21 protein-coding genes and 1 pseudogene are annotated in these 20,296 nt (G+C 68.5%); 9 read left to right on the forward strand and 13 right to left on the reverse strand.

All coding sequences use genetic code 11. The features are described 5' to 3' along the window. Nucleotides 1–460 precede the first annotated feature (460 nt). Nucleotides 461–787 carry a DUF4143 domain-containing protein gene (locus ACX1D1_RS03550; protein ID WP_459055947.1) on the reverse strand — a complete coding sequence of 109 codons (327 nt, stop codon included), beginning with the start codon at nt 785–787 and terminating at the stop codon, nt 461–463. 55 nt (nt 788–842) lie between these two features. Here ACX1D1_RS03550 and ACX1D1_RS03555 point away from each other — a divergent pair, with 55 nt between their 5' ends. Continuing rightward, complete coding sequence (locus ACX1D1_RS03555; RefSeq protein ID WP_459055948.1) at nt 843–1,427, forward strand: type IV toxin-antitoxin system AbiEi family antitoxin domain-containing protein; 585 nt, start codon at nt 843–845, stop codon at nt 1,425–1,427. Further along, entirely contained in the window at nt 1,424–2,323 is a 900-nt protein-coding gene (locus ACX1D1_RS03560) for a nucleotidyl transferase AbiEii/AbiGii toxin family protein (RefSeq protein ID WP_459055949.1), read from the forward strand. Before ACX1D1_RS03555 ends, ACX1D1_RS03560 begins: the two co-directional genes overlap by 4 nt. Nucleotides 2,324–2,338: 15 nt before the next feature. Here ACX1D1_RS03560 and ACX1D1_RS03565 read toward each other — a convergent pair whose 3' ends face one another. Continuing rightward, a complete protein-coding gene (locus ACX1D1_RS03565; protein ID WP_459055950.1) occupies nt 2,339–2,584 on the reverse strand; it encodes a hypothetical protein in 246 nt (81 codons plus the stop codon). 50 nt (nt 2,585–2,634) lie between these two features. Beyond that, nucleotides 2,635–3,027, reverse strand: a pseudogene (locus ACX1D1_RS03570) (TetR/AcrR family transcriptional regulator); the annotation flags it as partial. A 564-nt stretch (nt 3,028–3,591) separates the two neighbouring features. Between ACX1D1_RS03570 and ACX1D1_RS03575 the strand changes: the two are divergent. After that, nucleotides 3,592–3,909, forward strand: a complete 318-nt coding sequence (locus ACX1D1_RS03575; RefSeq protein ID WP_459055951.1) for a hypothetical protein — start codon at nt 3,592–3,594, stop codon at nt 3,907–3,909. Between the two features lie 754 nt (nt 3,910–4,663). On the opposite strand, the gene ACX1D1_RS03580 is transcribed toward ACX1D1_RS03575, so the two are convergent. The 4 genes from ACX1D1_RS03580 to ACX1D1_RS03595 form a co-directional block, all read right to left on the reverse strand. Then, nucleotides 4,664–4,837, reverse strand: a complete 174-nt coding sequence (locus ACX1D1_RS03580; protein WP_459055952.1) for a hypothetical protein — start codon at nt 4,835–4,837, stop codon at nt 4,664–4,666. Nucleotides 4,838–4,894: 57 nt separating this feature from the next. Continuing rightward, nucleotides 4,895–5,569, reverse strand: coding sequence for an NADPH-dependent F420 reductase (locus ACX1D1_RS03585; protein ID WP_459055953.1), 675 nt, complete (start codon nt 5,567–5,569; stop codon nt 4,895–4,897). A 90-nt stretch (nt 5,570–5,659) separates the two neighbouring features. After that, nucleotides 5,660–5,959, reverse strand: coding sequence for an addiction module antidote protein (locus ACX1D1_RS03590; RefSeq protein ID WP_182800420.1), 300 nt, complete (start codon nt 5,957–5,959; stop codon nt 5,660–5,662). Then, nucleotides 5,943–6,266, reverse strand: a complete 324-nt coding sequence (locus tag ACX1D1_RS03595; RefSeq protein ID WP_459055954.1) for a type II toxin-antitoxin system RelE/ParE family toxin — start codon at nt 6,264–6,266, stop codon at nt 5,943–5,945. Before ACX1D1_RS03595 ends, ACX1D1_RS03590 begins: the two co-directional genes overlap by 17 nt. Before the next feature lie 530 nt (nt 6,267–6,796). Here ACX1D1_RS03595 and ACX1D1_RS03600 point away from each other — a divergent pair. The 3 genes from ACX1D1_RS03600 (at nt 6,797) to ACX1D1_RS03610 (ending at nt 8,105) form a co-directional block, all read left to right on the forward strand. Continuing rightward, a complete protein-coding gene (locus tag ACX1D1_RS03600) occupies nt 6,797–7,054 on the forward strand; it encodes an AlbA family DNA-binding domain-containing protein (protein ID WP_459055955.1) in 258 nt (85 codons plus the stop codon). 108 nt (nt 7,055–7,162) lie between these two features. Next, the gene (locus ACX1D1_RS03605; RefSeq protein WP_459055956.1) at nt 7,163–7,705 is read left to right on the forward strand and encodes a nucleotidyltransferase domain-containing protein; all 543 of its coding nucleotides are present in this window, start codon (nt 7,163–7,165) and stop codon (nt 7,703–7,705) included. 175 nt (nt 7,706–7,880) lie between these two features. Next, the gene (locus ACX1D1_RS03610) at nt 7,881–8,105 is read left to right on the forward strand and encodes a hypothetical protein (RefSeq protein WP_459055957.1); all 225 of its coding nucleotides are present in this window, start codon (nt 7,881–7,883) and stop codon (nt 8,103–8,105) included. 300 nt (nt 8,106–8,405) lie between these two features. Here ACX1D1_RS03610 and ACX1D1_RS03615 read toward each other — a convergent pair whose 3' ends face one another. Continuing rightward, nucleotides 8,406–9,692, reverse strand: a complete 1,287-nt coding sequence (locus tag ACX1D1_RS03615; protein WP_459055958.1) for an ATP-binding protein — start codon at nt 9,690–9,692, stop codon at nt 8,406–8,408. A gap of 430 nt (nt 9,693–10,122) precedes the next feature. On the opposite strand from ACX1D1_RS03615, the gene ACX1D1_RS03620 reads away from it, so the two are divergent. After that, nucleotides 10,123–10,620, forward strand: a complete 498-nt coding sequence (locus ACX1D1_RS03620) for a hypothetical protein (RefSeq protein ID WP_459055959.1) — start codon at nt 10,123–10,125, stop codon at nt 10,618–10,620. 1,215 nt (nt 10,621–11,835) lie between these two features. Here ACX1D1_RS03620 and ACX1D1_RS03625 read toward each other — a convergent pair. Next, a complete protein-coding gene (locus ACX1D1_RS03625; protein WP_324537105.1) occupies nt 11,836–12,489 on the reverse strand; it encodes a response regulator in 654 nt (217 codons plus the stop codon). Beyond that, nucleotides 12,477–14,441 carry a sensor histidine kinase gene (locus ACX1D1_RS03630; RefSeq protein ID WP_324537107.1) on the reverse strand — a complete coding sequence of 655 codons (1,965 nt, stop codon included), beginning with the start codon at nt 14,439–14,441 and terminating at the stop codon, nt 12,477–12,479. Before ACX1D1_RS03630 ends, ACX1D1_RS03625 begins: the two co-directional genes overlap by 13 nt. 190 nt (nt 14,442–14,631) lie before the next feature. Here ACX1D1_RS03630 and ACX1D1_RS03635 point away from each other — a divergent pair, with 190 nt between their 5' ends. Further along, nucleotides 14,632–15,414 carry a hypothetical protein gene (locus ACX1D1_RS03635; protein WP_459055960.1) on the forward strand — a complete coding sequence of 261 codons (783 nt, stop codon included), beginning with the start codon at nt 14,632–14,634 and terminating at the stop codon, nt 15,412–15,414. Between the two features lie 27 nt (nt 15,415–15,441). Here the strand turns inward: ACX1D1_RS03635 and ACX1D1_RS03640 are convergent, their stop codons facing one another. The 3 genes from ACX1D1_RS03640 to ACX1D1_RS03650 all read right to left on the reverse strand — a co-directional run bounded on the left by ACX1D1_RS03640 (nt 15,442) and on the right by ACX1D1_RS03650 (nt 19,914). Continuing rightward, a complete protein-coding gene (locus ACX1D1_RS03640; RefSeq protein WP_459055961.1) occupies nt 15,442–16,845 on the reverse strand; it encodes a sensor histidine kinase in 1,404 nt (467 codons plus the stop codon). Continuing rightward, the gene (locus tag ACX1D1_RS03645; RefSeq protein ID WP_459055962.1) at nt 16,845–18,371 is read right to left on the reverse strand and encodes an NAD(P)/FAD-dependent oxidoreductase; all 1,527 of its coding nucleotides are present in this window, start codon (nt 18,369–18,371) and stop codon (nt 16,845–16,847) included. The genes ACX1D1_RS03640 and ACX1D1_RS03645 overlap by 1 nt, the downstream gene beginning before the upstream one ends. A 365-nt stretch (nt 18,372–18,736) precedes the next feature. Next, nucleotides 18,737–19,914 (reverse strand): IS3 family transposase gene (locus ACX1D1_RS03650; RefSeq protein WP_459055867.1). Its coding sequence is split into 2 segments (ribosomal slippage): nt 18,737–19,653 and nt 19,653–19,914, totalling 1,179 coding nucleotides; the frame shifts between segments, so codons are not numbered across the junction. Nucleotides 19,915–20,025: 111 nt separating this feature from the next. Between ACX1D1_RS03650 and ACX1D1_RS03655 the strand changes: the two genes are divergently transcribed. Then, on the forward strand, nt 20,026–20,259 hold the full coding sequence (locus tag ACX1D1_RS03655) for a hypothetical protein (RefSeq protein ID WP_459055963.1): 234 nt from the start codon (nt 20,026–20,028) through the stop codon (nt 20,257–20,259). The last annotated feature ends 37 nt before the right edge of the window (nt 20,260–20,296 follow it).

The raw sequence follows: 20,296 nt of genomic DNA on the forward strand, positions 1-20,296 counted from the left end.
CACATCCTGGCCGTGGCCGAGCGCCCATCGGGCGATTTGGTACTCGCGTCTGGATAGCCGGTATGTCCTCACCGAGAACGATCAGTGCTACCCCTGAGGAGTCGACGAGCCGGAGGGCAGGCGGCGGCGAGTTGCTCTTCGACGAGGAGACCAGCGCCTGTCGGCTATTCCATCGGATTATCCAGAGAATCCGATGTCATGAGCGTTGACTGCCCGACGGCGACATCAGCTCGTCACCTGCGACGACGCGCCGCTGCCGCCGTGCGGGTGGAGCCACAACCGCCGCGGCCAGAGTTTCGCGCGGGGTGTGAACCTGCCGACCTCGGTCAAGTCGCGGAGGGCGAGGAGGGGGAGGGCCCCTTGTAGAGGACTCGCTTGTCAGGTTCTTTGCGGCGTTGGGGATGCCCCTCCGCTCGGTAGCGCCTGGGTTCGGGTTATGTCGACGGGGGTGCTGGGTGGTTCAGGGCCCGAGGAGTGCGAGGGGGACGACGGCGATGCCGTCGGGGCGGCGGTAGGCGTGTCTGCGGGTGTGGATGATCATCTGGTCGACGAGGCAGTCGCCGAGTTGTTGGTCGAGCCAGTTGAGGTGCTTGACGTTGGCGGGTCTGATGGTGTCGGTGAGTTTGACCTCGATCGCGATTGTGGATCGGTCTGCCGCTTCTACGATCAGGTCGATTTCGAGGTGGGTGTTCTTGGTGCGAAGGTGCCCGATGCGGGCGTCGGCTGCTTCGGCGTAGACCCGCACACCGATTGGGCGGTCAACGACTCGAAATGCGTGTGCTGTCATCGGAAACCATCACAGGTATGATGTGTCTGTATCTGATTCCGTCGAACGTGAGGTGATGATGGACACTGCGATGCTTCCTGACCTGATGCGCTACGACGACCTGGCCGCGCAGGGGCTCACCCGACATGGTCTTGACCGGCTGATCGAGTCGGGGGATTTTGAGCGCATCGCCCCGGGTCTATTCTTGCGGGCGGGGCTCACGGATGACACGACGGCCGCGTGGATGGCGGTCGCCGCGAAGAAGCCCGACGCGACGTTGTGCCTGCTCACCGCGCTGTCGCTGCACGAGCTGACAGATGAGATCCCCGCTCGCAGTGACATCGCCATCCCGCGCGGCACGCAGCCGGTCACCCTCCAGCATGCGCCGATTGCCTGGCACCGCTTCGATCCCGACACCTTCGGCATCGGGCGCCTCGAGTATGAGTTGCCGCTCGGGCTGTCCATCGGCCTGTTCTCGGGGGAGCGCACCCTGATCGACCTGTTCCGGCTGCGGCACGTATGGGGCAGCGACCTCGCCATCGGTGCGCTCAAGCGGTGGGTGCGTGGCAGGGGGAACAGTCCCGGCGCGCTACTGGCGCTGGCTGACTCCTTCCCGAAGGCGCGTCCCGCGGTTCAGTCGGCGCTGGAAGTGCTGCTGTGACCCCGAGCCCGCAGCACGGCACACCGGCGGGCGATGCGAGCATCGCCATCCGCAGGCTCGCCCGACAGGCCGGCGGAGACGTTCAGGAGCTGATGACCCTGTACGCCCTCGAAGGCTTGCTGGCGCGCATCGCGCTCTCGGAGCACCGCGATGACTTCGTGCTGAAGGGCGGCGTCCTGCTGGCCGCGTTCGCTGCGCGCCGCCCGACCAAAGACATCGACCTGCAAGCCACCAGGCTTACCGGCGACCCTGAGGAGGTCGCCGAGCGCGTTCGCATCATCGCGGCGCTGGAGGTCGCCGACGGGCTCGCGTTCGACCTGGCCAGCGTCACTGCGATGACGATCCGTGAGGAAGACGAGTACGCGGGAGTGCGGGTCAAGCTCACCGCGACGCTGGGCACCGCACGGCTTACTGTCGGGATCGACGTGAACTTCGGCGACCCGATCTGGCCCGCACCTCGTCTTGTTGACCTTCCCCGCGTCGTGCCCCTCGGGCTCCCGCCGGTGACGCTGCTGGGCTACCCGCTGACGATGGTGCTCGCGGAGAAGGTCGTCACCGCAATCGACCGCGGTATCGCCAACACCCGCTGGCGTGACTTCGCGGACGTGTACGTGTTGACCCGTCTTCATCCGGTCGGCGCGGCCGAGTTCCGAGCGTCGGTGAAGACCGTGGCCGAGTACCGGAACGTGGCGTTCACGCCTCTTCTGCCGGCGCTCGCGCCGATGGGCGATTGGGCCCAGCAGAGGTGGCGCGCATGGCGCACACGATCGCACCGCGAGCATGAACTTCCCGGGGCGTTCGCCGACGTGCTCGCAGCGGTCGCAGGCTTCGCCGACCCCGTGCTGTCGGAGACGGCAGTGGGACAATGGAACCCTTCGGCGAAGTCCTGGGAGTGAATCGGCAGGTGCCGCTCACGCCGTGACCGACCAGCTGGGCTGAGGTGGCGGCGCCGTGTGCGAGCCCCAGCCCGGCAGACCGCTGATCAGGGTGGCGAGTGCTTCACGGGTGGCGGCCTCCATCCCGTGTGGTAGGGCCTGGATGCGTGGCTCGCGGGCCATGGCCTCGATGAGCGCCGCGGAGGGGTGGGCGAGCGCCCACAGACCAGTGATGAGGGAGTGCAGGCCGCCGAGGAATTGATCCCTGGAGGAGGGTCCCACTCGCCGAGATCGGTCGTCAGAGCGACGAGGAGCCGCTGCATCGAGGCCTGGACGGCGAGCTTGAACGCGATCACCTCATCCGAGGTGACGTTGTGTTCGAGCACCGTGGGGGCGGCGATGAGCAGTTCGCACAGGAGGGGCTGCTCGGCAGCGGTGGCGGCAAGGACACCGGAAACCCGTTCGACCTGATCGGGCTCGCCGGCGCGTGGCAGCGCGTCACAGACCGCGTCGACCCATGCGTCGTACTCCTGGGCGAGCAGGATGGCCTCGCGGGAGCCGAAGTAGCGCAGCACGTTGGATTTGGCGAGGCCGACCTGTCGGGCGATCTCGTTGAGGCTGATGTCGGCGACCGTTCGGCGACCGTCCTGCCCGTGAGCATCTGCCCGGGTGGTGGCGAGAATCTCGTGGCGGCGCTGGTCGCGCTGCTCATCGGCTCGAGTCACCGGTCAGCGCGACGCGGACCCGGCGACCCCCTTCGCCAGACTCCACAACCTGGCACGCGTGAGGGTCGTCGTGGGTTGAGGCTCAGTGGAATCGCCACGACGGCTCGCCGTAGCGCCTGCCGGGAGCACCGATGAGGCCGCAGCGCCGCCCTCGAGAACGCCCGTCGAACCGGGCTGGCGGTCCGCTTCTCCCTGTCCAGTGGTGGGATGACGTGCCGCCACCCCGGCTAACGGTGGAGCTTCCCGCCCCTGGCAGTGCCCCCAGAGCGATGACGCGATGCTGCTGGGCGAGGGCGTCGACCACGCGGGGGTCCCACTCGTCCAGGGTGGCCCCCAGGTGGGTGAGCAGCGCCACCGGCGTTCCACCCAGCGGCTTCCGCCTTCGGCGAGGAGAACGAAAGCAAACCACGCGCCAGCAAGCGTCACGTCGTGCTCTCAGCCCTGTGGTGTCCGGTGGCTTGAGGCGGGGTGGGGGCCCCGTGGTGTCCGAAGCTGTCCACCGGCTGCGGTCGGCACCCGTTATGCGGGGTGACTGGCTTGTCTTGCCGGTGACGGGAGGCCGCGATGCAGTGCGAGGAGTGTCACGCCAGCGTTCTGGGGTCGCTGCTGCTCGTGCCCGACCATGCGGGGGAGATTGGTGGTCTCGGCGCCTGCGGGCTGTTGCGGGCGGTCGACACCTGCGACCAGCTGGAACTGACCAAGTGCGGGGGTGACCTGAACGCAGCGGTCGTTGCCGATGAAGCCGTCGAGATCTTGCGCCTGCACGCGTTCTCACCCCGGCGTCGAATCGTGCTCCCTTCATCGTCTGCCGCAGGAAGAGACGCCACGGTCGCTCCCGCGTTCGCCTCCCTGGGCAACGACCTGCTGGCAGCGCTGCGATGAACCGTTCACCTTCTGCCTGTGGGCCGTGGATGCCGGCCGCCTATGCTGAGGGGCAGCTACTGACGCGAGATCCGCGCGGGTCTCGGGTTCGAAGCGATTCCCCACGCATTCCCCACGGCAAGGTGACGAAGTGCCAATCAATCCGCAAAAGACCTTGTCAGGGGGCCATTGTCGGCTGACAGAAGAGAGCTTCAACTCCTCTCTCGCGCACAACGATGTATGGTCCCCTGACTACATCAAATCCACTCTGACAAGGACTTCGGTCCTTCTCAGTTGTGGACACGGATGGCCTCCGGAGGCCTCCCATCCCCACGTATTCCCACGACATCCGGGGCGGGGGGAACGTCGTCGGCGTCGCCTGCTGTCCAGCCCACCGTCCTCGAGCCCGTTACGGAGCGTGACGGGAGGGGTGCATCATGGGTAGACCACGGGTCAAGGTCAAGCGCGGCTTCGGTGAGGTCGGCCGGTTGCCGAGCGGGCGGTTTCACACGCGGCGCGGCAGCGTCGTGCATCGCACCGGGGCGCTCCCGGCTATTGCCGCTGCTTGTTAGGAGAGCCGAGTCTCACCGATCCAGGCGTCCCCTGTCTCGACATCAGTCACGACCGGGGGCTTGGGGAACCCACCCGCCCTAGCCCAGCAACCGCTGGGAAGTAGACGTCCCGGTTGAAGCGATCCAGGGCATCGCCGGAGTCCCACAGCTCCATGACTTGCCAGCCGCCGGGAGTAGGGCCGGCCGCGAAAGCGCGGCGGTCCTCAGGGAGGTGGGCGACGGCCTTCGACGCCCAGCCAGGTGTGGCCGTGGCGGACGAAGGTCTGCACGGTGGCGAGTCGCCAGCGCTTGCGTGAGCCGTACAAAGTGGCGTCGGTGATGATGCGGTGGGTGAGGGTGGCCGTCCTGGTCGACCCATGGGTACCGCAAGCGCTCACTGGCACCACCCTCGTGAGCGAAGCACGCTTGCGCGCAAGGGTCGCGCCCGCGGCCGACTACATGTTGATGACCCGCGCGAGGCGGACGCCCCACTCTTCGTCCGGGTTGGTGGTGCCGTCGCCGAGACGCTCCTGCATGACTGCTACGCCGAGATCCCGGTGCTTGGGCAGCCTGTTCCGCTCGGCAGCGTCCAAAGCAGCGCCAATTTCGGCGTGGCTGAGGTCCGTGCAATAGGCGGGGGCGCCGGGCTGCTGGCGCCACGAGTCCGCGAGGGAACCAGCGTCGAAGGCGTCCAGGCCGGTGTCATTGACCAGCGCCATCGCGATCTCCCGGTCCCTGTCACGGTCGGCCGCGACAGGAATCGCGATCCGATCGGGCGCACCTGCAGGCTTGCCCTTCTTGGCGAAGGATGCCGAGCCGATCGCGTTCCATGCCTTGGCGATCGGACGGCCAAGTTGCTCGGCAACCCACACGCTCTCAACTTGACCGGCCTCAATCGCGTCGATCTTGTCGTCGCGGAACGGGTAGCAATTGGAGGTGTCGATGACCGCTGTGTCCTCGGGCAGGCGCGCGATCAGCGGAGCGAGCTCGGGGATGCGGTTGAGGGGGATGGACAGGATGACCACCTGAACATCGGCCAGAGCCTCTTCGGTCGTCACGGCACGCGCGCCCAGGCTGCTTGTTGATACCACCACGCACGCCGGACAACTCGACATCGTCCATGCAGGCATCGACGGTCACCAGCACCTCGTCATCTCGTAAGCCGCGACCTTCGAGATAACGCGATGTGCGTACCTTTCGTGAGTCAGGCGGCTCGTGAGTCAGGCGGCGTGCAGAGTGAATCGCAGCCCCAGTGCGTTGGTCACCTTCAGGACGGTTGACCAGGTCGGGTTGCCCTGATCGGACAGCGCCTTGTATAGGCCGTCGCGGCTCATGCCGACGCGGCGAGCGAGTTCGCTCATGTTCTGGGAGCGAGCGATGACACCAAGGGCGCGGGGAACGGCCGTGGGGTCCTCGGCCGATTCCTCCAGCGCAATCTCCAGGTAGGAGGCGACATCATCGATGCCGTCTAGATAATCAGCCGCATCGAACGGGGTGTACTTCTCAGTCTTCTTCGTCATCGTCGTCCTCCCTCGAACGCCAGTCGGCAGCAAGTTGGTGAGCCTTCTCGATGTCCTGTTGCTGTGTGGATTTGTCGCCGCCACACAGCAACAGGACCAGACGGTCGCCGTGTTGTGTGAAGTAGACCCGATAGCTGGGACCGAAACTCAAGCGCAGTTCGAGCACGCCCTGTCCGACCGACTTCACATCACCAGGATTCCCGTGGGCGAGGCGGTCGATCCGTTCCACGATCCGCAGCCTGCCCTGCCGGTCCTTCAGCTTTCTGAGCCAACGGTCGAAGCCCTCGCTGGTGTAAACCTCGACCACGTGTCGACTATAGCTGACACTGCCTGGCCGGGCAACCCCTGAAGGGACGAGTTGCAGTCGCTCTGACTCCGCGGCCGAGCAGTTGATGGACGCCCTGGCGGCGACCGATCTCGCGTCGAAGGACTGACGTGGACGCCGTCGTCCCTGTTTGTCGCCGCTCGGCGACTCCTCCTCGACGCCCTCGAAGCGCTGACCCCCACCTCCCGAGCCTCGTCCTGGTCGGTGCCCAAGCCGTCCACCACCACGCAGGCATCTCTGGCTGATGAGGACTTGACTCGAGTACAGATCATAAGTTTGAGGGGTTCAAAATTATGATCAGCGAGGACGGGAGGCGATGCCCATCCTTTTCGGCGCTGATCCGATCCAGGCTGAAGTGCAGGTCACCCTCGCGGCCCTCGCAGACGGGAAGGTCATCGATGACGCGGTGGAGCGACAGTATGTGGACCTCAAGGAGGAGCATGGTCGCCGTGATCGCCAGGCAACATCGGGCCCAGTAGTCCTCCCAACCAGGAGGCCGCGCAGGAGCCTGCATGGCGAACACTCCCGGTGGTGGCGCGGTGATCGTCGGGGTGTCCAACGACGGCCAGTTGATCGGCACCGATCTGGAGGCCGAGTGGTTGCGGCACCGCACGTGGGAGTTGTCGGGCAAGGCCCTGACCGTCGACATCGCGACCCACGAGATCGCGGGGCGGCGATCGCGAGGGTCCAGCCTCGCTGGGGTTGGCCTCAGGTGGGGGGGGGCGGGTCTTCGGCTTGACGAGCCGGTCGCTTGGGTCTCACTGGCCTAGCCATGTGATCACCCCAAGTGACTGGGAGTACAGTCATGTGACAGGTAGACTGGTCATATGCGATTTGAGGCTGCGTTCGGGGGCTTGATCCCGGGTGCGAGCGGGGCGGTGCTGGCCGTGCTGCTGCGTACGGGTGTTCCGCTGACCGGGCGGCAGGTGCATGGCCTGGTCCGCGATCAGTGCAGCCTGTGGTCGGTTCAGCAGGCGCTGGCCTCCCTCGCCGATCTCGGTGTGGTGGAGGGCCGCGCTGTGGGCCGGGCGATGGTTCACACGATCAATGAGGACCATTACGCCATCCAGCCTTTGCGGGTCCTGCTCGATCCGATTGCTGCGCTGCGGGAGGCGGTTCGGGCTGTGGTCGGGTCGAGTGTCGATGCGGTGGTCCTGTTCGGGTCGGTGGCGCGGGGGGAGGCATCGGCCGAGAGTGATGTCGACTTGGCCGTCGTTGCGCCCTCGGGCTGGGAGGGTCGGACGGAACTGGAAGACGTGGTCCGCGCTCGGCTGGGCAACGACTGTGATGTGCTGGTGTTCACACCGGAGGAGTTCGGTCGGCTCGCGGGCAGCGGCGAGGAGCCGGTCGTCGCTCAGATCGTCGCTGACGGGGTGGTTCTGCTCGGGTCGCTCCCGCAGGCGACGGTTGGTGTGGCGTGATGGCGACGCTCGAACACCGCAATCACGCACGAAGCTTCCTGAGGAAAGCCGAGGAGTACCTGGCCTCCGCGGAGGCCAATCTGAATGCGGAGCGGTACACCGTTGCTGCGGGGATGCCATCCATGCGGGCATCTGCGCCAAGGATGCCATCGTCACTCAGCTCACCGGTTCGAGGGTGAAGGGCAAGGATCACGCGCTTGCCGCGAAGGAGCTTCGTTGGGCACTGGGGCAGCGACCGGACGCGGCCGGTGCCGAGAAGGGACTCCGCGAATTGGTGTCGAACAAGGCTGACGTTGAGTACGGCGTCAGCCTCATGTCTGTTGTGAAGGCTGAGGCGCTCGTCCGTCGCGCTCGGAGCGTGGTCGAGATCGCCGTCCGCGTCGTCCGACTCAACGGGTGATGGCGACCCCCAGGTGCCGAGCTCCCGTGCCGGCTGCACGGTTGCTACGTGTTCGCCTGTCCCGTTCCATGGCGCCGAGGATGCTGCCGTTCTGCGCCAATCTCGGGATTGCCGTTGACAGCAACGCGCGCTGCGGCGGCTCTACACAATTCCCCACGACGAGGTGACGACATGGCTCAGGCCCATCAAAAGACCTTGTCAGGAGGCCATTCTCGGGGCGACTGGGCCATGAATCCGTTGCCCATTTCCGCGGCTGATCTTGGGTAGAGAACCAACTCGCGTCGGAGCCTTGTGGCGGGGTCAGTGCGGGGCTCCGGGTGCCACCGGAGTCCACAGCCGGTCGATGGGCATGACGTGGAGTCGGTCGGCGTAGGTGTAGGAGCGGGTTCCGGTGGTGAGGATGATCCCGGCGGCGAACCGCGGTCCGAGGGCGTCGCGGAGTTGAGCCAGACCGCGGAAGTCGCCGCCGGGTGCCCGTTCGCTGGCTTTGACCTCGAGGGCAACGACTGTGCCGTCGTCGTACTCGACGACCACGTCAACCTCCACACCGTCGCTGGTCCTCCAGTGGCCCAGGGCGACTGGCTCGTCGAGCCAGGAAGCCTGCTTGCGGATCTCCCCGACGACGAAGGTCTCCAACAGGTGCCCGAAGTCCGTCAGCGATGCCGGGGCGAATCCTGCGAGCTTGTCAGGCGTGAGTCGCAGCAGCCGGGCGGCCAGTCCGGAGTCGACGACGTGGACCTTGGGTTTGACGCTGACCCGTGAGCGCAGGGTCTTGCCCCACGCCGGTAGCCGTACCACGAGGAAGAGGTCCTCGAGCAGCCGCAGGTGACCCTCTACGGTGGCTCGACTGACGCCGAGCCTCTCAGCAGCAGCAGAGACGTTGAGCAGTTGCCCGGTTTGTGCCGCGGTTAGACCCAGCAGGTCGGTCATTGCCTGTCGTTCACGGATTCGGCTCAACTCCAGGGCGTCCCGCTCGACCGATGCTCGCACGAAGTCATCGAACCATCGGGCTCGGGCCGAGCCGGAACGTCGCAGGGCCAAGGGCAGGCCCCCGGCGCAGACACGCTCCACGTATTCCTGGCGCGTGGTCGTTGAGGAGGGGATCCGGCCGACGACACCCTCAGGGTCGGCAGGCAACACCTCGATGAGGTTCTCGCTCACCCCGGCGATCTCACCTTGGGACAGCGGCCAGATGGTCAGGGAGTGCAACCGTCCCGTGAGAGCCTGCGCCGTGGCGGGCAGGGCGTCCTGCCGGGTCGATCCAGTGATCACGGCGGTTCCGGGTAGGCTGCCCTCTCGATTCAGCCTCGCTTTGAGCGCATCCAGGATGTCGGGCACCCGCTGGTACTCGTCGACACACACTGGTGCCGCACCACCGACGACCGAGGCCAGGTTCCCCACGACCGCTTCGCGCACCTCGACGTCGTCCAGGTCGAGAACCGATCTCCCCACATCGGCAGCGAACCTGTGCAACACCGTGGACTTACCCACCGAGCGCGGGCCGTGCAGGGCGATCACCGGTTCCACGGCAACCAGCCCCGTCAGGACTTCACCCACCCTCCGTGGGACGAGCGAGTCGAGGACCATGAGCCCAACCTAGCAGACATGACGCCACGTAGTACGCAAACGCGAACACAGGAACCAAGCAAACATGAGCGCGCGCGGTGTGCAATCTTGAAGGACCGACCATCGGCATGTGGGCGGGGTTCCGACCATCGCCGTCGGCGTCCGACTCTGGGCAACTGAGTGAGCACACGCCCATCGGCATGTCGGTGAATTGACTCGTTCCTACGGCGGCGTCCCCACGTCGCATCTGCGGTCGTCCTGTCCTTCGGCGAGGACAGCGAAGGCAGACAACACACCACCAAGGGTCACGTCGTGCTCCCCAGCCCCTGTGGTGTCAGGTGGCATGAGGCGGGGTGGGGGGCCCCGTGGTGTCGGAAGCTGTCCACCGGCTACGGTCGGCACTCGTTATGCGGGGTGACTGGTTTGTCTGGGCCGATGACAGGAGTCCGCGATGCAGTGCGAGGAGTGCCACTCCAGCGTTCTGCGCTTGCTGTCGCTCTTGCCCGAGCATGTGAAGGAGACTGGCGCCTTCCGCGCCGTCCGGCTGCTGGGGGCGGTCGACACCTCCGATCAGTTCGGACTGGTCAAGCACGGGGGTGAGCCGAACGCAGCGGCCGTTGCCGATGGAGCCCGAGAACCTGCGCCGGTACGCTTCCTCACTCGGTGGCTGGATCTCGGCCTCGGCCTCGGTGTCGATAGCCGCAGGCGGCGACGCCGCGGCGGCTCCCACGCTCGCGGCCCCTTTCATCGACTGGCTGTCGGCCCTGCGGTCAACCAACCTCTCAGCGGTGGCCCGTGGATGCCGGCCGCCTATGCTGAGGGACAATCATGGACGCGAGATCCGCGCGGGTCTCGCGTGCTGAGCCATTCCCCACGCATTCCCCACGGCAAGGAGACGACATGGCTGAAGCCCATCAAAATACCTTGTCAGGAGGCCGTCATCGGCTGACAGAAGAGAGCTTCAACTCCTCTCTCGCACACAAAAGTGCCTCTGACTAGGGCAAATACCGGGAATCGGCGAGAGGTGAAAACCTCTCGCCGATTCTCTGTTTCTTGGGGCTGGATCCGCCTGTGGCAAGGGGCTCATGCTGGGTGGGGTGGTCCGGGTGGCTGTCGGGGGGGTCTCGTGCGGTGTTGGGGGGGGCTGGTTCCCCACGGGTTCCCCATGGGGAATGGCGTGGTCTCCTGGGGCTGTGGAGGCTCGCCGGCGTGCCGTCTCTGGGGTTTGTGTGTCCGCTGACCGGTGCCGGGGTGGCCGGGTGTCTGGCCGTGTTGCCGCTGTCGTGATCGGGTTGACATGGCTCACGGAGGGACTGACTTTCGGCCAGACTCTGGGGCGTGTGGGCCGCAGGTGATCCAGGGCGCCTGTGATACTACGGCTTGTCGTTCTCGCTGGGGGTGCGGTGTGGTCGGCGCATTGCCGCGTCGGGGTTGGGGGAGTGTCGCGGCGGCTGGCTCGTTGGTGCGCGGGTTGTGTTTGGCGGTGTCGGTGGCGTTGATCACTGGGTTGGGTGTCGCGTCGCCGGCTCGGGCGGATGACCCGGAGGACACGCCGCCCGCGGATGTGTTGGTGCGGCCGGATTGGGTCTCAGCCTCGGTGCAGCCGCGCATCGGCCAACCCTCCCAGGCCCGCCGTTTCGGCCAGCCGCAGGACTGGGATCAGCCCGGCCGACCCGATCAGGTTCGGGTCATCGAAGACCGCTGATGCCGCTGCCGGTGTATGAGAGAGTTGCACCTACGAGATGTCCCTTGTGGTCAGGTCGAACGGAAGCCTCAAGAACTTCGATTCTCCTGCACCACAAGGGACTTCTCATGCTCCGACCCGCACGCAACCCGCTACAACCTCAACCCCATCGGTGGATCCGGGATAAGGAACCCTCCACGATTTCGGGGGAACCACACACGGCGGCTTCGACACGAAGTGCGCCAATGGCAACAAGGAGGACCTCACCACGGTGATCTCCAACATGCCGACCGGGGACCTCACCGTCCTCGACGCCTACTACGACTTCCGTCTGGCAGTCACCGGCAAGGGCAAGGGCAAGGGCAAGGGCAAGGGCAAGCGCTGACGCTCTGCTCGTAGCACTGGCACGAGGGGCCGGGTCCGCGTTGCGGGCCCGGCCCCTCGTGCTGACCACCCTGGACCCGCCCGCTCCGGCACCCTTCAGCTCGGACCGCCGTGCCGCACCTCGAGATAGGCGAGGACGGCTCGCACTCGGCGGTGCTCCGAAGGGCCGCCCTCGCTGAGACCGAGCTTGGCGAGGATGCTGCCGACGTGGGACTCCACGGTGCGCTCGGCGAGGACGAGCCGAGCCGCGATGCCCGGGTTGGCCAGGCCCTCGGCCATGAGCGCGAGCACCTCGAGCTCGCGCGGCGTCAGCGCGGAAAGGGAGTCGCGGCCCCCCGCGAGCAGCCGCGCGACGACCTCGGGGTCGAGCGCCGACCCGCCGGCGGCGACCCGGGTCAGCGCGTCCACGAACTCGTCGACGTCGAGCACCCGGTCCTTGAGCAGGTATCCGAACCGGCCGGTCGCGACGAGCTCGACCGAGAGCCGGGTCTCGACGTGCTGGGACAGCAGGAGTACCCCCACCTCGGGGGTGCGCCGGCGCACCTCGGCCGCGACCTCGGCCCCGTCGTGCGCGTGGTTCGGGGGCATCCGAACGTCGAGCACCGCGACGTCGGGCCGGTGCTCGAGGATGGCGGCTAGCGCGCCCGGCGCGTCGGCGGCCGTGGCGACCACCTCGTGCCCGAGCTCGCCCAGCAGCGCCGACAACCCCTCGCGGAACAGGGCGGAGTCCTCGCCGATCACGATCCGCACGGGATGACCGCCTCGATCGCCGTGCCCTGTGCGAGTGGGCTGCTCACCGCGAGCGACCCGCCGTGGGCGTGCACGCGGTCCCGCAGCCGGGCCAGGCCCGACCCTGGCACGAGCCGCGCCCCGCCGGCCCCGTCGTCGCGCACCACGACCCGCAGCTCCTCGTCCTCGTGTCGCACGTCGATCGCGATCCGGGACGCGCCGGCGTGCTTGACGGCGTTCGCGACGCCCTCGCTGGCGACGTAGTACGCAGTGAGGCTGACGTGGTCGGGGATGCCGTTGGCCGAGTACGACACCTCGACGGGCAGTGCACTGGAGCGGGTGAGGTTGTCCAGCGCCGCCGGCAGCCCATCGTCGAGAGAGCTCGGCCGCAGGCCGTGGGCGATCGCGCGCAGTTCGCCCACCGCGTCCGCGATCTCGGTGACGGCGCTGTCGACGAGGGCGTCGAGGTCGACCGGCGCCCCCGAGGCGGCATGCCGCTGGGCCACCCGCAGACGCATGCCGAGCGAGACGAGCCGCTGCTGGGCACCGTCGTGCAGGTCGGTCTCGAGCCGCCGCCGCTCCTCGTACCCCGCCTCCAGCAGTCGCTCCCGGGTCGCCTCGACCTCGACGAGCGCCTCGGCGAGCTCCTGCCGCAGCCGTACCTGATCGGCGAGCAGCCCACTGGCCGTGAGGATCTCACTCGGCACGACCGCACACCGCGGCCCGGGCACGACGACCCCGACATCGTGTCCACCAGAACGGATCGGCTGACCGCCCGCCTCCTCGACCGGGCGGCCCGCGACGTCGAGGTATGCGGTGGCACCGGGCCGCCGGTAGCCCACCCGCAGGCCGTCGTCCCGGAGCGCCTCGCGCAGCACCTCCTCGAGCCGCTCCGGCTCGTCGCGCCCGGCGCCCACCCGCTCGGCCAGCGCTGCGACGGCGTCCAGGCCCGCGGCCCGGCGCGGGTGCAGCCGCCGCCCGAGAACCCGGAGCAGGAACGAGCGGGCCGGCAGGAGGGCGAGCATCACCGCGACGGTCGCGACGACGGCGGCGGTGACCGAGTCCGCGCCGAGGGTGCGGCCGAGGACGGCGGACACCGTCGCATACCCGACGAGGACGCCGACGGTGAGGATCGAGTACACCCCGGCGAGCACGATCGCCCGGTCGACGTCATAGAGGTCGTGGCGCAGGATCGCGACGAACGTCGCCGCCGGCATCGCGACGTTGAACGCGACGAGACCGACGACGACCGGCTCGGGCCCGCCGGTGACGAGATAGCCGACCCAGCACAGCACGAGCGTCACGGGCAGCAGCCCCGCGGCGAGCAGCATCCACCGCAGCTGGGCGCGGGCCCGAGGGTCGGAGGCCGCGGCGTGCCGTCGCCAGAGTGAGACCCCCGCCCCGATGAGGACGGCGAGGAAGATCGGCAGCAGTCCGAGCGAGACGTAGCCGACGGCGTGGGTGCCGAGCGGCCGGGGCCAGTCATCGAGCGGCGGCATGAGCGGGCCGGGGATGACCGCGGTGAGCAGGTTGAAGAGCACCGGGATCACGAGCAGCGCGACTGCGCTCGCCCGCCCGAGCCGACCCCAGGGCCGGCCGTCGGGGAAGAGGACGACGACCATCGCATACGGCACGAACCACGCCATCCACACGCCCTGGGTGAGGACCCAGAGGAGCGGGCTCGCGGGCAGCGCGCTCGGCTCGGCGGCGAGGGCGTCCTGCCAGGTGCCGTGCGCGTTGATGAGGGCGATCCCCGTGCCGGCGGAGGTGAGCCAGGTGCCGACCCAGTTGCCCGGGTCGTGGCGGATCGCGAGGTAGCCGGCCGTCAGGGGCGCCGCGACGACGACCCACGACAGCGCGGTGATCGCGGCGTCGGCCCGGCCCCCGAGGTCCATCGTCGCCCAGATCGAGAGGACGAGCAGCACCGCTGTGGCGGCCCACAGGGCCACCGTCACGCGTTTGGGCCAGGGCACAGAGCACACGCTAGGGCCGCGGCGGCGGCCGTGTCATCCGTGCGGGCACGCAGACCGGCGTCGGTGGTCGCCCGGGCGACTAATTCGGTATGCGCCACGAGGCTTTCGCAGTCACGTATCGACAGGCTGGGACTCGGCTCGAGATCCGCTCGACGCCGGATCGACGCGTTCACAGTCATAGGAGACCGACATGTCCGAGACCCTCGCTCCCGCTCCCTCTCCCTCGTCCAGGGCGGCCGCTGTGTCACCCGATGCGCCGGCCGCGGTGCCCGTGTCGACGCGGCGGGATATGCGCCGGACCTGGCGCATCCTCGCCGCGGTCGTCATCCCGCTCGGGCCGCTTGCGGTGACCTTCATGCGGTGGGTGATGCCGTACTGGACCGATGAGTCGCCGGAGGCCGGGGTCGCCGCGATCGCCGACGACCTCGGCGGGATCGCCGCGCTCAACTGGCTCGCCCTGTTCGGGTACCCGTTCATGCTGCTCGGCGCGCTCGCGCTCGGCTTCGCCCTGCGCCGGCGGGTGCCCGTGCTGGCGACGCTCGGCTCAGGGGTGCTCTTCACCGCATACGCGCTCGGGGCCATGGTCGGCGCCAGCGACGTCGTCGCCGAGGCGATGCTGCGGGCCGGCTACGACGAGGCGAGCACCGTCGATGTGACGACTCTCGTCATGGACCACCCCACCGGTCTCGTCGGCATCCTCGCCTTCGTCTTCGGGCACCTGCTCGGGCTCGTCCTGCTCGGGATCGCTGTCATCCGATCCGGGCTCGTGCACTGGTGGGTCGGCGCCCTCATCATCGTGGCCCAGCCGGTGCACGTCATCTCCGCCGTCGTCGTCCCCAGCCGGGCACTCGACGTCATCGGCGGCTGGGGTGCGACGACGCTGGGCTTCGCGATCGTCGCGCTCGCCGTGCTGCGGATGAGCGACGACGAGTGGGACGCCCCGCCGTTGCCGCGCGAGGACGCGACGCCATGAAGCAGGCCCCTCGCCCGCCCCGGCGGCTCAGGTCTCGCCGGCGTGGCGGGTGGGCAGACGTACCCGCACCAGGGTGCCCTCGGGTCCGGACTCGATGGTGATCTCGCCGGAGTGGCGTCCGACGACGATCCGGCGCGAGATGTCCAGCCCCAGCCCGGTCCCCTTCCCCACCTCCTTGGTCGTGAAGAACGGCTCGAAGGCGTGCGCGCTGACCTCCGTCGGCATCCCGTGGCCGGTGTCGCTGATCTCGACGACGACCCAGTCCCCGCCGTCGAGGCGAGCCGACACCCCCAGGGTTCCGGGGCCCTCCATGGCGTCGATGGCGTTGTCCACCAGGTTGGTCCACACCTGGTTGAGCTCACCGGCCATGGCCTCGATCGGAGGCAGGCCGGGTGCATACCGCTTCTGGACCTGTATGCGGTCGCCCAGCTTGTGCGCCAGCATCACCAGGGTGCTGTCGAGACCCTCGACGAGGTCGGTGGTCTGCAGGGAGGCGCGGTCCATCTGGGAGTAGGACCGGACGGCGGCGACGAGGGTGGAGATGCGCCGGGTCGCCTCCTTGACCTCGCGCAGCAGTGCCGCGTTGGCGAGGGAGGCGCCCACCCACTCCATCGCGGGGCCGAGGGCGGCACAGGGAAGGCCCCGGGCGACCTCCTCGCACCACTCGACATCCGCCCCGGCGGCCGCCAGCGCCGGCGCGATCTCCCAGTCCCGGTCCACCTCGTGGTCCACCAGCCACTCGGAGAGCTCGTCCTCGCGGTCGGCCAGGGCGATGGCCGTGGGCGCCGGCTCGTCACCGCTGTCGCTGACGCGCAGCCGGAGGTCGTTGAGGACGGTGAACTGCTCCGGGGAGATGCCGGTCGCGGCGAGGTGGGACAGCGCGACGAGCAGGGCGGTGGAGGTGCTCTGGAGGGTGTCCGCCGCGCGCGTCGCCGCAGACGCCGGGTTGTTGAGCTCGTGCGCGAGACCGGCGGAGAGGGTGCCGAGGGCGACGAGGGCTTCGCGCTGGCGAGCGGTCGACTCGATCCGGCGGACGGTGTTGACGAGTCCGTGGATGAAGTGCAGCCCGAACGGGAACCACTGCTCGGCCAGCCGGCGCAGCTGCGCGGACTCCACGCGCAGCACCCGTCCGGGGGACTCGGCACGGCCGGTGGCGAAGTAGACGCCGAACTCGTCCCAAGCTGCGAACCCGCCGGCCCACTGCCCCGGGCTCGTCATGTGGCCGAACACCGACTGCTCGGTGCCCACCTGCCGGACGAGCGCGATGCTCCCCTCGAGCAGGACCCACCAGTTGTCCGCCGGCCGCTGCTCCTCGAAGAGCACATCTCCGCGCTCCACCATCTTCTCCGTGGCAGCCGCCAGCAGCTCCTCCAGCTGGGCGTCGTCGAGGCCGTCGAAGAGGGGCAGGGCCCGCAGCTCGCGGATGTCCATCAGACGCTCGCCAGGTAGCGGTGGACGAGGTAGACCGACATCGCACCCTCGCCGACGGCCGACGCCACGCGTTTCATCGAGTCCAGCCGGACGTCGCCGGCGGCGAAGACGCCTGGGACGCTCGTCTCGAGCGCGAAGGGCGCTCGGGTCAGCGCCCACCGGTCGGGCGGGTCGGCCTGCTGGAGGTCCTCCGGGCCGGTGACGAGGAACCCCTTGTCGCCGCGGACGACGGTGTCGTCGAGCCAGTCGGTGCGGGGGAGGGCGCCGATGAAGACGAAGAGCCAGTTCGTCACCTCGTCGTGCTCATCCCCGGTGGTCCGGTCGGCCAGCGTGACTCTCTCGAGATGGTCCTCGCCGTGCGCCGCGACTACCTCGGTCCGGTAGCGGACCTCGACGTTGTCCGCCGACTCGATCCGGGCGATGAGGTACTGCGACATCGACGCCTCTAGGCTGTCGCCGCGTACGAGCATGACGACGCGGGAGGCGACCTTGGCGAAGTTGAGCACGGCCTGGCCGGCCGAGTTCGCCGCCCCGACGACGTGCACGGTCTGCCCGGCCGTCTGCGCCGCCTCGGCGGCGGAGGCGCCGTAGTAGACGCCGCGCGACCCGAGCCGCTCGGCGCCCTCGGCCGCCAGTCGCCGGTAGGACACACCCGTCGCGACGAGCACGGCCCGGCTCTCCACCTCCCCGCCATCGGCGAGTCGCACCGCGTGGACGGGGCCGCGCTGCTCCAGGCCCACGACCTCCTGGGCCAGGACGGTCTCGGCGCCGAAGCGCGCCGCCTGGGCGACGGCCCGATGGGTGAGGTCGGACCCGGAGACGCCCTTGGGGAAGCCGAGGTAGTTCTCGATCGCCGCGCTCTGCCCGGCCTGACCGCCGGGGGCGTCCCGTTCGACGACGACGGTGCGCAGCCCCTCGGAGGCGGCGTAGACGGCGGCGGCGAGTCCGGCCGGTCCGCCGCCGACGATGCAGAGGTCGTAGAGCGGCTGCTCCGCGCGGGTCCGCAGGCCGAGCGCCTCGGCGAGCTCGACGCTGGTGGGGGAGCGCAGCGGCCCACCCTCGGGGAGGAGGACGAGTGGGAGGTCGGCGACGTCCGCGCCGGCGAGGTCGAGCAGGCGCCTGGCCTCGTTGTCCCGCTCGAGGTCGAGCCAGACGTAGGGGATGTGGTTGCGGGCGAGGAACATCTTGACGTCGTAGCTGCGGTCAGACCACAGGTGCCCCACGACGCGCACCGTGCCCTCGCCGTCGCGGTGGGTCTGCCGCCACGCCGCGAGCAGGTCGTCGACGACGGGATAGAGGGACTGCTCGGGAGGTTCCCAGGGCTTGAACATGTAGTAGTCCAGGCCGATGTCGTTGATGGCCCGGATGGCGACGTCGGTGTCCGCGTATGCGGTGAGGAGCAGGAGCTTGGTGTCCGGCGAGGTCTCGCGCACCGCGGCCATGAGCTCGATGCCGGTCATACCGGGCATGCGCTGGTCGGAGACGAGCAGGGCGACGGGCCGGTCGCGCAGGGCGAGCTCGGCCATCGTCGCCAGGGCCTCGTCCCCGGAGTCGGCCCGTGCTGTCGGCGAGCTCGGTGCTCGTCTACGCGAATCTCGCTCGCTGTGGACGACTGCATATTGCGCTGGGTGAGAGCCGGTGTTCCGTTGTGGGGTGAGCCAGTGTTCCGTTGACGGCTGGGCCATGGTGACGCCGCGGTCGGCCGCGGTTTCGCGTGTGGGAGGTTCGTCGGGTCCGTGCCGTTGGGGCACGGTCGTGACGAGAGGGGTCGCCTTCAATGGTCGACTACAAGAGGATTCTTCAGCTTCGTGCTGAGGGGGTGAGCCAGCGCGGGATCGCTGACGCGTTGGGGTTGGGCTGTGTCAAGTTTCGTGGACAGGTGTTTTGTTGGTCAGGCCGCGGCTGCGGTCTGAGGGTGGTGGGCGGCGTGGACCGCGGCTGGGGTTTGGTAGTCGAGGGTGGAGTGGCGGCGGCGTCGGTTGTAGAACACCTCGATGTATTGCATGACGTGGAGCCTGGCTTGGGCTCGGGTCGCGAACCTGTGCCGGTAGTACATCTCGTTCTTCAGCATCGAGAACCACGATTCGGCCACCGCGTTGTCGTGGCACGATCCGGTCCGCCCCACCGACAACCGCACCCCGAGTTGGGCGGCGAGGGCGGCGTAGTCGGCTGAGGTGTACTGAGATCCGCGGTCCGAGTGGAAGATCGCTCCAGGGGCGAGGTGTCCGTGGGTGTGGGCCATCCGCAGAGCGGCGCTGATCAGTTCGGTGCGCATGTGCTCGGCCATTGCCCAGCCGACCACCATCCGGGAGTGGAGATCGATCACGGTGGCCAGGAACAGCCACCCCTCGCCAGTGCGCAGGTAGGTGATGTCACCGACCAGCTTGGTCCCTGGCGTGTCGGAGGTGAAGTCGCGTTTGACCAGGTCAGGGCGCTGTTCGGCGTCGTCGGCGGGGATCGTGGTGCGTTTCTTCGTCCGCGGCTGGATGCCGGCGATCCCGGCCTGGCGCATGATCGAGCGCACCATCCCCTCCGAGGCGGGCACGCCGTCGGCGGTCAGGTCAGCGCGTACCCGGCGGTGCCCGTTGATGCCGTTGGAGGCTGTGTGGCTGTCGATCACCGCAGCGGTTACCTCCGCCCGTCGGGTCGCCGCCGGGCCCGGGGTATCGCCTCGCTTCACCCACGAGTAGTAACCGGCCCGCGACACGTGCAACAGGCGGGTCATCAACCCGACCGAGTGGGTGGCCTTCTCCGCGTGGATCAGCGTGAACTTGTCGGTCACGGTTGCGTCCTGGCGAAGAAGGCCGCCGCTTTTTTCAGGAACGCGTTCTCCTCCGACAGCCGGCGCACCTCGGCCTCCAACGCGGCCAGGCGGGCCGCCTCCACCGGGGGCGGGGCCTTCACCGGGTCAGGGTGCTGTTCCCGGTAGATCTTGACCCAGTAGCCCAGCGAACTCTCATTGATCTCCAACTCCCGCGCGACCTGCGCGATCGGCCGCTGAGCGACCACCACGAGCTGGACCGCGTCAGCCTTGAACTCCGGGGTGTACTTCCTGCGATTCGATGACATCTCGTCTCGTCGTTCCTTCCTGGTAACGACTGTCCACGAGAAGTGTCACACCCCAGGTGTTCACGTAACACGGTGGCGGGGGCGTTCACGGCGGCCGACTCGGCTGGTGTCGTGTTCGGGCAGGTTGCGGACCTCGGGGCTGACGAGGTCCGCCACCTGTTGCTGCCGGAGCCGGTGAGGCCGGACTCTGGGCGGGCTCCACCAGATTTCGAGTATGTGCACCGGGAGCTGGGTCGGCCGTCGGTGACATTGCTGGTGTTGTGGAACGAGTACGTGGCGAAGTGCCGCTCGACGGGCGAGGTGCCGTACCAGTATTCGTTCTTCAACGAACAGTACCGCCGCTGACTTCAAGATGTCCCTTCCCGATGGGGGTGTTTGGTGG

The sequence above is a fragment of the Tessaracoccus luoxuelianae genome, assembly GCF_054483915.1.